The following is a 16,876-nucleotide window of genomic DNA, read 5'->3' on the forward strand; positions in this document are numbered from 1 at the left end:
TCTTAGTTTTATGTATTACCTTTATAAACAAAATTAAAACCTTCTGTTTTGAAACAGAAGGTTTTAATTTTGTTTAGCTATTTTTTAAACGTCTTTAAATCACCAGCATTTTCAATGTGTTTCTCCATACCCTGCTTTGTTTCTCCGTCCCAAACAAGCATGCCACCATCATAATTTTCAACCTTTTCATACCCTTGTTGTTTCATGAACAATGAAACATTTTGGGAACGGTTTCCGCTTCTGCATACAAAAACATATTCTTTCTCTTTATCAAATCCTTCTAACAAATCAGGAATAGTTTGCATTGGTACAAGAGGGACTCCAGGAATATGACCGTCATTATATTCCTCAGGTTCTCGTACATCAACCACTATTTTATTAGAATCCGAAGCTGAAAGAATGTTTTTCAGTTCATCTTTATCAATTTGTGTAACTCCTTTATTCTCACTACTCATACCATTTCACTCCTTTGTTTTTCTTTCCCAACATGGATCTTTAATTCCTATTGTATCAATAAATAAACAGACATTCATCCTGATTGCTCACAGAGAGTCTTCTGCATTAGCCTTTCTACGAAGCTGCCATAACCTATACGTGTGTGAAACAATTACTTTAGTCACTGCATAAAATGGTACAGCTAAGATTAAACCAAGAAGTCCTGCAAATTTACCAGCCACCAAAATTAAAATAATAATCGTTAATGGGTGTACTGCTAACTTTTTCCCCATAATTTGTGGTGAGATAAAATTACTCTCTATTTGCTGGATGACAACGATTGCTAAGGCTACCCATAAAAATGTAATTGGTGAGTCAATAATAGCAACAATTGCTGCCGGAACTGCTCCAATCCAAGGACCAATAAACGGAACTACATTGGTAAGCATTGCAATTAATGCCAAGATTAACGAGTACTCCACACCTATAATGACTAGCGCAATATACATTAAAACGCCCACACAAAAACTGACGATGATTTGACCCTGAATGTAAGAACTTAATTTCTCATCCATATCATGTAAAATACGATATCCATCTGCTTGTTGTTTTTTTGGGAAGAAACGTAATACTTGATGAGGAGCTTTGTTACCATCCTTCAGTAAATAAAATAACATAAAAGGTACGATAATCAATATCAAGAGAAAGCTTGTAAGGACACCAAGGAAACTAAGAATATTTGAAGCTAAAAAGTCAAAAGCCTCAGTTAAATACGCAGTTAGGTTGTTGGTGGTCTCTTCGATAGAAAAATTTTCTGTCTCTTGAAAGCGTGCAATGATTTCATGGTCTTCGTATTGGATGATTAATCTTTGCAGTTCTTGAAATAAAATTGGAGCATTATCGACTAAATTCATAACTTGACGCTGAAGAACCGGACCGATCGAAGTAACCAACAAAATACCTACTCCAATCAAGACCAAATAAATTAGTAAGATAGCCAATGGTGTTGGCATCTTTTTGCTATGTAAAAAGTTTACTACGGGTCTTAATAAGTAAAATAATACTCCTGCAATGATAAACGGAATAAAGAGTGTCTGAAAAAAGACAACTAAAGGAGTAAACAAAAATGTAACTCGGGTACCTACAAGAATGATTAACAACATTAACAAAATAATAACGAGTACTTTAATAAGTTTAGATTGAAACAAATTTACACCTTCTTTTCTTTCCAATAATTGCATATATTATATCATAAGAACATTAAGAACAGCTTCAAATATCAATTAATAACAAAACCGTAGCGCCTTTTGTTAAATACAGCGTGCAACGCGAGTAGCACCTACGTAGTACGTGTAGGTGCTTTTATAGATTATTTCGCAAAAAATCTACGTTGTTACTTTAGGTGAGAACCGCTTGCAAGTCTGTCTTTTAATCATTTTATGGGGGATAATCACTTTTTTTGCATCTGTTAGGGGATGAATAATCCTATCAATCAAACAATTAGCTGCCTCAAAACCTAAACTGAAAATATTAATATCAACCGTCGTCATAGGTGGTGAAGACAACTCTGATATCATGACATTATTAAAACTAATAATAGAAATATCATCCGGTACCTTTACTTCCATTTCATTTAACATCCTCATCACACCAAAAGTCATAATGTCATCAGCTACGATCAAAGCTGTTGGTCGTTCGGACAAGCTCATTAAATCAATCACTGCTTCTTGACCACCTTCTTGCAGCTCCTCGTGAAAGACAACATAATCACTTCTAGGTGAGATATCAGCGTTTAATAAAGCTTGATTATATCCTTCCATATGGTCGATAGTAACTACTGTATCTAAGTTTCCACCTACAAATGCTATTTGTCTGTGACCCAATAATAAAAGATATTCCGTTACATTTTTTGCAGCTTTGAAATTATCATTATTTACATAAGTAACATCTTTCATGTTTGGATCATAGGGTCTGCCTATAACACTAAAAGGAAATTTTTCTTTGTACAAATAATTCATGACCTTATCGTTCATCTTCGAATACAACAGTATTATTCCGTCCACTCGTCTTCCTTGAACCATGTCTTGTACTTCTTCATATATTTCTTCTTCCGTTTGACCGGTAGACAAATATAATCCGTAATCTAGTTGGTGTGCTTTCGAACTAATTCCCCTGATAACTTCAGGGAAAAACGGATTTTGGAAAGTCTTATTTGCAGAATTAGGCATCACAAGACCTATTGTTTTTGTATTCTTATTCGCCAGACTGCGAGCATTAAAGTTAGGATGATAATCAAGCTCCTTCATAGCTTCACGCACCCTTTCTTTAGTTCTCTCACTTATTCTAGGACTGTTTGCTATTACACGGGAAACAGTTGAAGGGGCGACATTTGCAACCTTAGCTACATCTTTTATTGTTATTGTCATCTATCTGGCCTCCTTCCGTAGTTTTCAGTCATAATCGATGTTTGCTGAATATATTTAAAATAAACTAGACAAACCTTCTTTTATAGTAGTTTACCATATATTAGAGGAACTACATATTTGATAGAATGTCTTCTATAAACACTGGATATGATTTTTCATACTGCAAATTATTCATACTTCTTCCGGGTTTGGTTTTATAGCCGATTGCTAGAGACAATATTTATGAAACCTTTTCACGCAACCTAAAAAAACGTTAATAATTTATAAACCCGCTATGAGTGTAGTCTCATAGCGGGCAGCTGTGAATGAAGTCATTACTACACTTTATTCATGCTGTGGTAGCTTCTAACCTAAATTGCTCACTACCCCTTTGTTGCACCTGAAGCTAAGCCAGAAATAAGATATCTCTGTAGAAACAAATAGACTAAGGCAATTGGCACAGCGATAAGTATTGCTCCTGCAGCAAAACGTGTAAAGTTATTAGCGAATTCATCATTCACAAAATTGAACAGCCCTAATGCCAATGTATAATTTTCAGGGCTTCTCAAAACAATCCTTGGCAAAATGAAATCCATAAAAGGATTCATAAAGTTAAACAAAGCAACAACGGCCAATATTGGTTTAGCTAGTGGAAGTAGAATTTGAAAAAATATTCTAAAGTGACCTGCTCCATCGATTTTTGCTGATTCATCAAGTTCTCGCGGAAGTGTATCAAAATATCCTTTCACTAGAAATGCATTCATTGGTATTGATGCTCCAACGTAAATAATAATTAATCCGAGAAGACTGTCAAGTAGACCAATTGTATTTAAGAGAATATACAAAGCAACCATTGCCATTAAAACGGGAAACATTTGCAATAATAAAAATGCATATAGTCCATTTTTACGTCCCTTGAATCTATATCTTGAAAAAGCATAGGCAGTCAAACCAACAATAAATGTGCCTATCACCGAAACGGAGACTGCGACTATTAACGTGTTTTTGTACCAAGTTAAATAGTTGCTGCGCGGATCAAAGAATAACCACTCATAGTGAGCAAGTGACCAATTTTCGGGGATCATTTGGGCACCAAACAATCCTTGTCCTGGGTTCAGTGACAAACCTAAAGCCCACAGAAGTGGATAAAGGATAATCACAAACATTACACCAATAACGGAATAAATCCCTAACATTTCTAATATATTTCGATTTTTCTTACTCATTGTTTTTCGTGTAGTTGTACTCATTTAAAAAGTCCCCTCCTCTTTAAAGGAACGTGAACGACGAAATTGTAAAAAGGCAAAAGTCGCTACAAGTAACCCTAAAATAATTGAAATAGCTGCAGCCATGTTAAACTGCTGATTTTCAAAAGTTAATCCATAAATCCACGAAATTAAAATATCTGATCCACCAGCAGTTTGTCCACGAACAGCTGGTCCACCCTGGTTAAAGAGATAAATGATGTTAAAGTTATTAAAGTTGAAAGAGTATTGCATGATTAAAAGAGGTCCCGTTGCAAACATTAAATGAGGGAACGTAATACCTCGGAACTTCTGCAATCGACTAGCTCCATCTATATCAGCAGCTTCATACCAGTCCTTTGAAACCCCCTGTAAAACTCCTGTAAACAAAGCATACACAAACGGGAAGCCTAGCCAGACTTGAATGACAATTAATGCTATTCTTGTCCAAAGCGGATCTTGTAACCAGGGAATACTCGTATTAAATAATGGTTCAATGATCTGCAAATTGATTGCACCAAAATTATCATTGAAAATTGCAGAAAAGATAATAATGGTTACAAAGGCAGGTACAGCCCAAGGTAAAATAAAAACTGTTCGGATTAGTTTTTTAAACTTCACACGCGGATCATTTACTATAATTGCAAGGAACATCGCTAAACCAATTTGCAGCGTCGTTGCTACAAACGTCCATATTAGTGTCCAAGATAGAACACTTACAAATGTAGTTCTCCACTCACTTATCATAAATAAATTCGTGAAATTTTCAAATCCGACCCATTCCAATAAGTTTCTTGGTGGAGCATTGTACAAATCGTAATTTGTAAATGCCAGAAATACCATGAATAGAAGTGGAAATACTACAACAAAAATGAGTAATAATAATCCTGGTCCTATTAAAAAGTACGGAAAGCCAGTATCCCACGCGTTCCTAAATCCATCACGCATATTGGGTACTTTCCAACCTAATTGTATTCTCTTTGCGTCTTTATAAGCATCTTGTAAGTTAAGCAAATAAAAAGTTAAAAAGAACGTCGCGAAGATTAATGAAAGAATTCCGTTACTTAAAAAGATTCGTGAGTCATCTTCTCTTGGAACATTCCCTAACGACACCAATCCCTGGAGACCTGTGCTAACGAAATCCATCATCGCAATCACAAAAGCAGCAAAGAGAATGAATAAGGCGGAAGCTTTTATAAATCGTTTATTATAAGCTTGGCCAAGTCCAGGAATTATTGAAAGTAGCGTAGCTAACGTTGCATTATGCTTAGGATTGACGATTGGATTTTCTATGTCTTTACTCTTTTCTTTAGCCATGATAACTTCCTCCTGATTAAAAGATTCGGGATCGGGTAATATTTCACCCAACCCCTCCTCAACAACTTTTAATTCATTATTGCAATTTGATCTCTTATTACTTGTACCGCTTCGTCAAGAACTTCCTGTGGATCCTCTCCCTGAGAAATGAATTCAAATGCATCAGCTATAGGATCCCACACTTGAGACATTTCAGGAATATTCGGCATCGGTTCAGCATGTTGAGTTTGCTCAAAAATAGGTGACATAAACTCATCGTTTATTTCAACTGCAGTGTGAGCCGGAAGCTCTCCTGCTGTCTCAAAATATGTTTGAGAACTCTCAGCGTTTGTTAAGTACAGCGCAAGTTCAGTTGCCCAATACTCACTCTCTGTGTAATAGTTTACTAACCATCCTTTATTTCCAGAAAAAGAGCTCAAAACTTCTCCATCCCACTCAGGGAGCACAGATATTTCTAAGTTGTCACCGAGTGCCTCTTGATAGTCAGGAATAGCCCACGGCCCAGTAACTACCATACCTGCTTTACCATCCATAAATAGTCCATTCATTACGTCCATATCAATACCAGTAGGCATAAGTTCTTCTTCGAACCAAGAGCCAATAAGTTCAGCACCTTCAACAGCTCCTGCACTGTTTAATCCAATATCTTCTGGATCATAAACGCCATCTTCACCCTGTGCAAATACATAACCACCTGGTCCAGTTAAAAACGGATAAGAGAAGTAAAAATTATTAGCTTCCATCAAGAATCCATAAGTATCTCCATCCGTTAAATCACGAGCAACGCCCATCAAATCATCCATAGTTTCTGGCGCATCCGGAACTAATTCTGTGTTACGAAATAGTGCATAGGTCTCCACAACTGCAGGGATACCATATTGAATACCTTCATAACTAAATGAAGTGACTGCTTCCTCATTATATTCAGAGAGGCGATCTAGTTGGTCCTCTGTCAATTCCAATTCTGCAGCTAAACCTTGTAGGTGAATGTCCCCCATTCGGTCATGCGGTTGGAAAAAAATGTCCGGTCCTTGTCCTGAAGGACCATCCAAAGACATCCCTTCTGTTTGATCTAACATATCGTAAGGAGTCATCGTAACTTCAATACCGTATTCTTCAGTGAATTTATCAGCAATAGTTTCATAAGCTGCAATTTGAGATTCCTCGTCATTAACCCACATAGTTAGCTCTTCAGGTTTTTCAGGAACTTGTCCATCATTTGCGGATTCATCACTTTCATTTGCTTCATTAGTTTCTTCAACAGGAGTATTACCTTCGTTGTTTGTTTCCGCATTCTCATTTCCTCCACAAGCGACTAAAACGACAGATAATAATAGTAAAATTAAGGTTAGTAAAAACGACTTTCCTTTAAACATTTCATTTCCCCCTCAGTTAAATTAAGTACTGCTTTATGCGTTAGTTTACCCGAGTGATTCCACTAGCTATGCTAAGACAGGATATGCATCCAGTCTCCTCTAGTAATTCATACTTTTAAACTAGATCCTATCCTTGCAATACTAGATTACTCTTAGACAAACGTTTGCACAAAACTAGTAAAAACAATTTCACGACTCGTATCGTGAAATCGCTTGCACTAACTTATGAGTTTATTATACTATTGCCTCTAATAATATTACAACCTTTTTTTTCTTATTTTTAATTAATTTATCTAAACCCCATATTTTATATGGATTTCATTACTATCATTCTTTAATCTTCCTGCAGATTCTTTAAGGGAATCTGTTTCATTCGCTAGCTCTTCCCGACGTAAAGTCTGTTCTTTTACTATTTTATCTACTTGCTTGGTAATACTGTGCAATACGTTTGCACCACCTACTAATTTAGTAACTGAATGTACTACTTCTGTAATATGTAATATTTACATCTGATTAAAACCTTCTAACGCTTCTTTTTGTAACTGAACAATTATTTCAAAAAAATAGGTTTGCTGTTTCATTCTTTCTGCTGGATCATTTGAGTCATTTAATTGAAGAAGATTGTTAAACAGGTCTTTAGCATGCTCAACCTTCTGGAAATCACCGTTTCTTGGAATAAATAGTTCATATAAATCAGAATGTATAAATGTATTTTCCCGCTTAATGATATTCGACCAATCTACTTCTGTTTCTTCTACTAATTTATAGTTAGATGAGAGAGTAAAGTGAATCCAGCTATATTCGGTTTCTTCCGTACATTTTTTATTCCCTACGTGTTCCAAATGTGGAGCCAATACAATATATTCTCCTTCAGTAACGCTATAGGTATTTTCTTCTTCTTTCATATATAAAGTTCCTTTTGTAACAATATCAAGTTAAAAATGTGAAACCTTCTTTTGAAATGAGCTTCTCCTTTTCTAAAAATAGCTCTTCCGCCATTTATAAAAATAGGTAGTGGAGGAATCACTGTTTTAATCATCATCATTTCATATCACCTCTAAGTCGTTTTTGTCCAATACTGATCGATTTATTATCTACTATATTACTATAAATTCAAGTATGATGTTAAAGGAATTGCAACTTTCTATAAAGGTAGGTATTCAAATGAGCGATAAAAAAAACACAAATAAAGCAGCCAAAATGACTTTATTTGCTTTAACTTGGCCAATTTTTATTGAAATTCTTCTTCATATGCTAATGGGAAACGCAGATACGCTAATGCTAAGCCAATTTAGCGATGATGCTGTGGCAGCCGTTGGTGTGTCCAATCAAATTATGAGTGTAATCATTGTTATGTTTGGTTTTGTTGCGACTGGAACAACCATTCTTATTGCTCAGAATATTGGCGCTAAGAAAGAATCACGTGCTGGACAAATTGCAGTAGTGTCAATAATAGCAAATATTTTATTTGGCTTCCTGCTAAGTATTATCTTGTTCTTCTTTGGTGAACAAATCCTGACAGCGATGAATCTACCCGATGAATTATTAGGAACTGCTGTTATATATATTAAAATAGTTGGCGGCGTATCTTTCGTACAAGCATTAATTATGACTCTATCTGCCATTGTCAAAAGTCATGGTTTTACAAAAGATGCCATGTATGTCACGTTAGGGATGAATGTTTTAAATGTCTTTGGTAATTATATTTTTATATTTGGAGCGTTTGGAGCTCCCGTATTAGGCGTAACTGGCGTTGCACTTAGTACTGCTGTGAGTAGAACAATAGGAACTATAATTTTATTTGTTTTGTTATACAAACGAGTAAATGGTGATTTACCATGGAGTTTTCTCGTGAAAAAGTTCCCAAAAAAAGAGCTCAAAGATCTTCTTCGCATAGGTATTCCTTCTGCAGGCGAGCAGCTGTCATACAACTCATCACAAATGGTAATAACTTATTTTATTGCTTCCATGGGAACAACAGCCTTAACAACTCGAGTATATACATTAAACATTATGATGATTGCCTTCTTATTTGCCATAGCAATTGGTCAAGGTACTCAAATTATTGTAGGGTATTTAATTGGAGAGAAAAAAAATGAAGAAGCTTATCAAAGGTGTTTAAAAAGTCTTTGGATCGGTATGAGTGTATCTACTTTTGCAGCTCTCATGTTCGCTTTGTTTTCTGAGGAATTATTATCTATCTTTACTAGTAATCAGGAAATCATTCAATTAGGAAGCTTACTATTATTATTAACCGTAATCCTTGAACCAGGAAGAGCATTCAATCTAATAGTCATCAATTGCCTTCGAGCAGCTGGAGATGTAAAATTCCCTGTCTATATTGGCATATTATCAATGTGGGGAGTCTCAGTAACCATTTCCTATGCGGCTGGTATTTGGTTAGGTCTAGGACTAATTGGTATCTGGATAGCATTGATTATGGACGAATGGCTTAGAGGATTACTAATGCTCCACCGATGGAAAACCCGTAAATGGGAACGAATGTCATTTGTAGATGAACAGGAAATAGAGGAATTTAAAATAGACACCAAACGTGAGGTTAAATAAGACTGTCTCAATGATGAAATAGAAATTATTACTATTCAATTATTTCTAACATTCTCTGAAACAGTTAGTCTATAATTACATATTTTTGGATATAATTATTTTGACAATCTTTCATAATTTTGATTAAATGTAAGAGACTATCAACATTTATTACAAGTGTTGGTATTTTTTCAACTCTAAAAAAATAAGGGGGTATGGATTTTGAAGAAGAAATTTGGTTCCATGTTTTCGTTACTCTTAACAGGTAGTATCGTACTATCTGCTTGTGGGGGCGAAAACGACAATTCCACAGACAATGGTGGTACTGACAGTGCAAACAACACCGCAGAGGAAAATGTGGCCAATGAAAATGATGGCGCACAGAACAACGAAGCTGCCAATGACGAAGTGGCGAGTGATGTCAATGTAGGAAATCTTCAGATCGGTACTGGTGGCACTGGTGGGACGTATTATCCACTAGGTCAGGAAATGGCAACTGTTATAAGTGCTAATATCGAGGGCTACGAAGATTTCGATTTAAGTGCAGTATCTTCCGGTGCTTCCGTAGATAATCTTTCTAATATTTTACAAGGTGAAATAGCATTAGGTATGACTGTTCACCTTCCTGCAGTAGATGCACTTACAGGTGCTGGTGATTTTGAAGGTGTTGCTGTGGAAAACTTCGGATTTATGGGTCACATTTATCCTGAAGTTATGCAAATTGTTACACCTGCTGATTCTGGGATTGAAACAATTGAGGACTTAGAAGGGGCGGATATTGCAATCGGACCCCCTGGAAGCGGTACACAATCAGCTGCCAGACTCATTTTAGAGGCTCATGGTCTTGAAGAGGGCGATTATAATGCTTATGAAGAAGATTTTGGTGATGCAGCAGGACGTATTCAAGACGGCAACTTAGATGCTTCTTTTGGACTCCTTGGACTTCCGGCATCAAGTATTGAAGAGTTAGCTATTTCTCGTGATGTTAACTTTATTTCATTAACTGAAGACGGTTTAGCTTATATAGAAGAAAACAGTGGTTACGGATCTTTTGAAATTCCCGCTGACACGTATGACTTCCTAGAAGAAGACGTGACTGCTATTACAGCTTATGCAGTTCTTGTAGGTTCGACAGATCTAATTAATGAGGACCTTGGTTATGCAATCACTAAAGCTCTTTATGAGAACAGTGACGATATCACTCATCCTCAAGGAGATCACACAACAAAAGAAAACATCCTTCTTGGGTCAAACGATCTTCCTATTCATCCAGGTGCACAACGTTATTTTGATGAAGAAGGAATTGAGTAAGAAGAAGAATTAAATTGAGGCCGGATCTCTTATCTAAGTGTCCGGCCTTTTCTAAAAAAAAATTTGGGTTCCATGTTCAATATTGCAACATTTTCAGTAACTTATCTCTGCTTTCGCTCCATTATTTGCAGAACATCGACGAAAGAGCAGGATACATCTCTCCTACGTTTTCGTGGATAAGAATTATTTCAAGCGTTATTATAATGTAGAGTATACGAGAAGAGGTGAAACTATGGCCGAGAATGAAACGTTGTCAGAAAAAGAACAACAAGAATTACTTGCAAAATATGATAAAGAATCATCGTTTCGTCAAAATCTGGGAAAATGGGCGTGGGTTGTCTCTTTTATCGCCATTTCCCTCACACTTTTCCATTTATGGAGAGCCTTTCCACAAACTGGAGGACCATTAGTTTATCTAATGCAAGGATCTGTGCATTTAGGTACTGCACTAGGACTTATCTTCTTACTTTATCCCGCGCACAGAAATGGTGCTAAAAAAATCGGAGTACCTTGGTACGATGTTATTTTTGCCTTTTTATCTATGGGATCTGTTTATTATATTTTATTTAGATATGATTGGATTACCGGTGCAGCAAGAATTATGGGATTTACTCCTCTTGATATACTCGTAGCAACGATAGGTATTTTTCTATTATTAGAAGCTACAAGACGTGCTGTTGGTGTGCCAATCGTAGTCATTGCCGGTTTAGCTATTGTTTATGGAATGTACGGAACGAATATTCCGTATTTCGGACACGGTGGTTTTGATTGGTCTGGACTCTCAAGGAGATTATTCTTTTCTTCTGACGCTATTTTTGGAACACCTATTCAAATATCTTCCACCTATATTTACTTATTTTTATTTTTTGGCGTTATGTTGACCAAAACAGGTGTAGGTCAATACTTTAATGATCTTGCGTTTGGTGCAACTGGACGTTATACAGGCGGTACTGCCAAAGCGGCAGTAGCAGCATCTGCCCTGCAAGGTACAGTCACAGGTAGTTCTGTCGCCAATACAGTAGCGTCTGGTTCCTTCACCATACCTATGATGAAAAGAGCTAAATTCCGACCAGAATTTGCAGCCGCAGCAGAAGCAGCAGCTTCTACCGGTGGACAAATTATGCCACCAATCATGGGAGCTGCAGCATTTATTATGGCGGAATATGTATCTAGCGTTTCTTACAGCGACATCATTATTATTGGTATTATTCCCGCCGCGCTTTATTTTGCCGGAGTTTTCATGGGAACACATTTTGAAGCAAAACGTTACGGTATTACTGGCCAACCGAAGAGTGAATTACCTTCCTTTAATGGACTTGCCAAACGGGCTTACCTGTTATTACCGTTAGTAACCATAATAACAATGCTTGTAAATGGTTTTACACCTACTTATGCGGCACTAACTGGTATTGGTACTGCGTATCTTGTAAGCTTCTTCCGTAAGGACACTCGAATGGGCTTTAAAGATATTGTAGACGCTTTTGAACAAGGTGCTCGTATTGCCTTGCCGGTTATTGCGGCTTGTGCATCCGCTGGTATCATTGTAGGTATTGTTGTATTCACTGGTCTAGGTGGGAAAATAGCTGGTGGACTTTTAAGCCTTGCTGGTGATAATTTATTTTTACTTTTGTTTTTTACAATGATTGCTTCTATTTTACTTGGAATGGGCTTACCAACCACAGCTAACTATGTTGTTACTGCATCAATGGCCGCACCAGCATTAATGGCTTATGGAGTACCGGATATTTCTGCTCACTTCTTTGTTTTTTACTTTGGAATTGTAGCCGATATAACACCTCCTGTGTGTTTAGCAGCATATGCTGGCGCAGGGATAGCAAAAGCTAATCCGATGAAAGCAGGTGTCGCCGCCTTCAAGTTAGCAATTGCTGGGTTTATTATTCCATATGTTTTTGTATATAGCCCAGCTCTATTGCTACAGGACGCGGAAGTATTACAAGTAATTACATTAGTTGCTACTGCCCTTCTTGGGATGGCAGCTGTAAGTGCAACAATGATGAATTACTTTGTGTATCGGTTTAAATGGTACGAACGCATACTACTATTAATTTCTGGGATAATGCTTATATATCCAGAGAATCTGCCAATTGAATTATCAGGTTTAGTATTATTTTTCTTAATTGGAACCTTACAACATCGTCGTAAGAAAAGGGATAATAATCAGCAAGAAGCAATTACTGCTTAATGAAAATGTAAAAAAGGAGGTGTCTGCAAATAGACACCTCCTTTTTTTAACAGAGGGAGTATAAAATGACAGCTATCTTTACGCCACACTTATCAAGGGAAACCCACCTCCTTTCGAGTAGCACCTACACGCACTACGTAGGTTGCTACTCGGGGGTGGCTAAAAAGATCACGCTGTATTTAATAAAAGACGCTACGCGTTTTTCTTATTCTTTTTCTAATCATAAAACACATCAAATGTCTCCCATAGACCCTCTAACTCTTTTAACCGTTTCTCTACTTTTTTATGTTCTGATCTTGTTAAAGCCGTGATAAGCGCACTAGCAATACTCATTGGAGCCGAAAAGGAATCAATAAATGAATTTATTTCTGTTGCTGCAACAATTTTGTAGTCTGCATAAGGTACAAGAGGACTTAGTAAATGATCGGTGATCACCACTATTTTTGCATCTCTTTGTTTTACGTATTTTAATACTTCCACTGTTCGCTTCGTGTATCTGGAAAAACCTAATCCTATTACTAAGTCATCTTTTGAGATATCCAGTAAGTGCTCAGAGACACCATCCGCTTGATGGATCAATTCGGTGTTTTGAAGAACTAAATCAAGATAAAACTCTAAAAATCCGCCAATGCTGGTTGCGCTGCGATAGGCTATAATATATATACGTTTTGCTGCAATCATTTCATGGACAACTTGCTCAAATACATGTGGATCAATTTGGTTTAACGTTACTTTCAAATTTTGAATGTCATCCGACAAAACTTCGGTTACCACATTTTCAGTTGTATCATTGGCATCTGTTGTTCTGGCAAGAACCTCAGCAGAAGTCATTCGTCGTTGAAGTGCTTCTTGTAAATGTCTTTGCAGGTCCGGATATCCCTTATAATTAAGAAAAAAGGCGAAACGAATAACTGTTGCTTCTCCGACTTTAACATTTTTAGCTAATTTAGATGCGGTCAGAAAAGAAGCTGTTTCATGATTTTCGATTAAATAGTTGGCAATTTTTTTATGAGATTTACTCATTTTTTCCCTATTTTGGATCATCCTCAGATAAACATCACTTTCCAGCAAAGAACTCCCCCCTTTAAATCACTCATGAACCTTCTTTGAAACTGTAACAAACATTTTCATAGGCACTAATCGTGTGATCTAATTCTTTATCGCCATGCGCGACAGAGATGCTATAGCGGTTTAACGGCTTTGTATAAACTCCTAGTTGTAATAACTCGAAATCTAGTTCCTTTCTCCTCAGGGTATTTGACTGAAGAAGGTCTCGGTAGTGCCGCAATTTCTTTTCCTCATTCCATACTACATTAAATACGGTACCAGCACCATATGTTCGTAACGGAATGCCAGACTTTAAGCCGACTTCCTCAATCCGCTTTCTTAACTCCATTGTATAATTTACTATTTGCGGAAAAGAAACTTCTAGTTCTTGAATTGTTGCTAATCCAGCAGCCAAAATGGTTGGATGTCCATTATACGTACCACTGTGAAATAGCACATCTTTTGCACTCTCCTTTCCGTCTACTCCTGCCTCAAATACATCGAATCCTCGTTTTGGAGAACTTACTTCCATGATATCTTCCCTGCCCCCCACTAACCCTATAGGGAAACCTCCACCAATTATTTTACCTAGGGTCGTTATATCAGGATCGATACGGTATAGCTCCTGGGCACCTCCAAGTGCAATTCGAAATCCAGTTTTAATTTCATCAAAAATGAGAATGATACCATACTTCAAGGTTAGTTCTCTTAATTTATCCATAAACGCTTGTTCCGCTAAAATAAACCCTGCTTGAACAGGTTCAATTAAAACTGCTGCAATTTCCTGATGACTCTGACTAATTATCTTTTCTACCCCTTCGATATCATTAAAAGGGAGGATAAAAGGCTCTAAGCCATCCACTTCTACTCCAGCCGATTCTGGAACTGCGATTGGCCTATCTATTGCTCCAGCTTCCGTAAGAGGAGGATTAATGCTATAAAGAACTTCTTTAAATCCCCCATGGTAATGACCTTCAAATTTCGCTATTTTTTTCTTTTTTGTAAATACTTTCGCTAGTCTAATTGCCAATTGGGTTGCTTCTGTTCCAGAGTTCGTATATCTTAGTTTTTTAATAGAAGGATAGTACTGCCGAATTTTTTTAGCGAACTCAACTTCTTTAAGGTGAGGTGTTCCAAAGAGATGCGTCCCGTCCTGGTTCAATTGTTCGGTAATAGCATCATTCATTCGAGAATGTCCGTGTCCTAATGCTAATGACCCATAGCCCATTAAGTAATCAACGTATGAGTTTCCGTCAACATCCGTTAACCAGGCACCTTTTCCTTTCTTCATAACAATAGGATAAGGAGAAAAATATTTAATATTTGCAGTTACTCCTCCCGGAAGATAGTTTTCAGCATCTTTCATCTGTCTTTTCGAAATAATTGTTTTGCTCTGATAATTTAAAGCATTGTGCCCTACTTTATCAATCGCCATAAGAAAATGGATGCCACCTTTCACTCATTCACTGCCGTGAATCATTTATTTCATTTTATGTCATCCTTGCTTCTAAGTTGAAGACCAATTTTCAGGTTTTTAAATGCTCTTTCAAAAACAAGAAATATAGCGATATATAGCGAGAGAAATGAAGCATTTATTTCATTAATCGAATGTGAGTAATGATTTCCTCCGTTTTTGACCGATTTTAATACTTGTGTTTAAATGAATATACAGACATATCCATAGGAGGATGATTTTATGGCTCAACCGAAGTACATTATGAATATTGAAAAGGTCCCTCACCTATCCGATGAAGAAAAGCAAAAACTAAAGAAAATTACTGAAAAATTCGTTTTTCGTGTGAATGAATATTATTTAGGTTTAATCGACTGGGCAGATCCAAATGATCCTATTCGAAAATTGGTTATTCCTAATGAAGGTGAACTTGAAGAATATGGGCGCTGGGATTCTTCTGACGAAGATACGAACTATGTTGTGCCAGGATGTCAGCATAAATATGATCAAACAGCGCTATTAATCGTTTCAGAAGTTTGCGGGGCTTATTGCAGATATTGCTTTAGAAAGCGTTTATTCCGAAATGATATTAAAGAGGCGATGTCAGATGTGCAACCCGGGATTGATTATATAAAAGAACACCCTGAGATCACAAATGTGTTGTTAACCGGTGGTGATTCTCTTATACTTGCAACGAAAAAACTACGGATTATCATCGAGCAATTACGTGAGATTCCTCATGTAAAGATTATCCGTCTCGGCTCTAAAATGCCTGTTTTTAATCCAATGAGAATATATGAGGATGAAGCTCTTCTAGAGTTAATTCGCGAATATTCCACTCCTGAGCAGCGTATTTATGTCATGGCACATATTAACCATCCAGTTGAGATTACTGCTGAAGCTAAGAGAGGTTTCGAGGCATTGCATGATGCGGGGGCTATTGTTGTTAATCAGACTCCTGTGTTAAGAGGTATCAACGACGATCCTGATGTACTTGCCGAGTTACTGGATAAATTATCCTGGGCTGGAGTTACACCATACTACTTCTTTATAAACCGACCTGTTGCAGGGAATAACGATTTCGTCCTATCATTAAGAGAAGCGTATGATATTGTCGAAGAAGCGAAAGCGAAAACATCTGGATTAGGAAAAAGAGTTCGCCTTTCTATGAGTCACACATCGGGCAAAATTGAGATTCTTGCTATAGACAATGGAAAAGCTTATTTAAAGTATCATCAATCCAGAGATGGAAATTACGGTAAGTTTATGATTTTAGATTGTCCTGAAAATGCTTCTTGGTTTGATGACCTCCCAGGAAACGAAGAACACTGGGTCAAACCTAGCAAAAAGTTTGAGGGCTTCCAATCCGCAAATGAAAAAATTGCTAACAAAGAACAAGCATTAACTAAATAATTTGTAAGGGCACAGAAAAGTCAATTTTTACTTTTTCTGTGCCCTTTTTGATGAATTGAGAGAAGGTATTTTTTTAGTATTCTTTACTATCCCCCTTTTATCGAGTAATTTCTAGTACAATATTA

14 protein-coding genes are annotated in these 16,876 nt (G+C 36.8%); 4 read left to right on the top strand and 10 right to left on the bottom strand.

The window, feature by feature from the left end:
* Window positions 1-77: 77 nt before the first annotated feature.
* The 8 genes from ACHABW_RS06495 to ACHABW_RS06530 all read right to left on the bottom strand — a co-directional run bounded on the left by ACHABW_RS06495 (window position 78) and on the right by ACHABW_RS06530 (window position 7,706).
* On the bottom strand, window positions 78-455 hold the full coding sequence (locus ACHABW_RS06495) for a rhodanese-like domain-containing protein (protein ID WP_435754572.1): 378 nt from the start codon (window positions 453-455) through the stop codon (window positions 78-80).
* A gap of 87 nt (window positions 456-542) precedes the next feature.
* Window positions 543-1,643, bottom strand: coding sequence for an AI-2E family transporter (locus tag ACHABW_RS06500; protein ID WP_435754573.1), 1,101 nt, complete (start codon window positions 1,641-1,643; stop codon window positions 543-545).
* A 177-nt stretch (window positions 1,644-1,820) separates the two neighbouring features.
* The gene (locus ACHABW_RS06505) at window positions 1,821-2,861 is read right to left on the bottom strand and encodes a LacI family DNA-binding transcriptional regulator (protein WP_110935072.1); all 1,041 of its coding nucleotides are present in this window, start codon (window positions 2,859-2,861) and stop codon (window positions 1,821-1,823) included.
* 362 nt (window positions 2,862-3,223) lie between these two features.
* Window positions 3,224-4,066 (bottom strand): sugar ABC transporter permease, encoded by an 843-nt coding sequence (locus ACHABW_RS06510; protein ID WP_435754611.1) that lies wholly within the window; start codon window positions 4,064-4,066, stop codon window positions 3,224-3,226.
* 24 nt (window positions 4,067-4,090) lie between these two features.
* Window positions 4,091-5,401: an ABC transporter permease subunit gene (locus ACHABW_RS06515; RefSeq protein ID WP_435754574.1), complete on the bottom strand. Its 1,311-nt coding sequence runs from the start codon at window positions 5,399-5,401 to the stop codon at window positions 4,091-4,093.
* 68 nt (window positions 5,402-5,469) lie between these two features.
* Window positions 5,470-6,777, bottom strand: a complete 1,308-nt coding sequence (locus ACHABW_RS06520; RefSeq protein WP_435754575.1) for an extracellular solute-binding protein — start codon at window positions 6,775-6,777, stop codon at window positions 5,470-5,472.
* A gap of 293 nt (window positions 6,778-7,070) precedes the next feature.
* A complete protein-coding gene (locus ACHABW_RS06525; protein ID WP_435754576.1) occupies window positions 7,071-7,220 on the bottom strand; it encodes a hypothetical protein in 150 nt (49 codons plus the stop codon).
* Window positions 7,221-7,280: 60 nt separating this feature from the next.
* Window positions 7,281-7,706, bottom strand: coding sequence for an AraC family ligand binding domain-containing protein (locus tag ACHABW_RS06530; protein ID WP_435754612.1), 426 nt, complete (start codon window positions 7,704-7,706; stop codon window positions 7,281-7,283).
* 235 nt (window positions 7,707-7,941) lie between these two features.
* Here ACHABW_RS06530 and ACHABW_RS06535 point away from each other — a divergent pair, with 235 nt between their 5' ends.
* The 3 genes from ACHABW_RS06535 to ACHABW_RS06545 all read left to right on the top strand — a co-directional run bounded on the left by ACHABW_RS06535 (window position 7,942) and on the right by ACHABW_RS06545 (window position 12,838).
* The gene (locus tag ACHABW_RS06535; protein WP_435754577.1) at window positions 7,942-9,345 is read left to right on the top strand and encodes an MATE family efflux transporter; all 1,404 of its coding nucleotides are present in this window, start codon (window positions 7,942-7,944) and stop codon (window positions 9,343-9,345) included.
* 201 nt (window positions 9,346-9,546) lie between these two features.
* Window positions 9,547-10,635 (top strand): TAXI family TRAP transporter solute-binding subunit, encoded by a 1,089-nt coding sequence (locus ACHABW_RS06540; protein WP_435754578.1) that lies wholly within the window; start codon window positions 9,547-9,549, stop codon window positions 10,633-10,635.
* 232 nt (window positions 10,636-10,867) lie between these two features.
* Window positions 10,868-12,838: a TRAP transporter permease gene (locus tag ACHABW_RS06545; RefSeq protein ID WP_435754579.1), complete on the top strand. Its 1,971-nt coding sequence runs from the start codon at window positions 10,868-10,870 to the stop codon at window positions 12,836-12,838.
* Window positions 12,839-13,054: 216 nt separating this feature from the next.
* On the opposite strand, the gene ACHABW_RS06550 is transcribed toward ACHABW_RS06545, so the two are convergent.
* Entirely contained in the window at window positions 13,055-13,909 is an 855-nt protein-coding gene (locus ACHABW_RS06550; protein WP_435754580.1) for a MurR/RpiR family transcriptional regulator, read from the bottom strand.
* A 22-nt stretch (window positions 13,910-13,931) separates the two neighbouring features.
* Entirely contained in the window at window positions 13,932-15,320 is a 1,389-nt protein-coding gene (locus tag ACHABW_RS06555; RefSeq protein WP_435754581.1) for an aspartate aminotransferase family protein, read from the bottom strand.
* Window positions 15,321-15,581: 261 nt separating this feature from the next.
* Between ACHABW_RS06555 and ACHABW_RS06560 the strand changes: the two genes are divergently transcribed.
* Entirely contained in the window at window positions 15,582-16,751 is a 1,170-nt protein-coding gene (locus ACHABW_RS06560; protein ID WP_435754582.1) for a KamA family radical SAM protein, read from the top strand.
* Window positions 16,752-16,876: the final 125 nt, after the last annotated feature.

Origin of the sequence: Salipaludibacillus sp. CF4.18, assembly GCF_051262595.1 — a bacterium.
GTDB lineage: Bacteria > Bacillota > Bacilli > Bacillales > Salisediminibacteriaceae > Salipaludibacillus > Salipaludibacillus neizhouensis.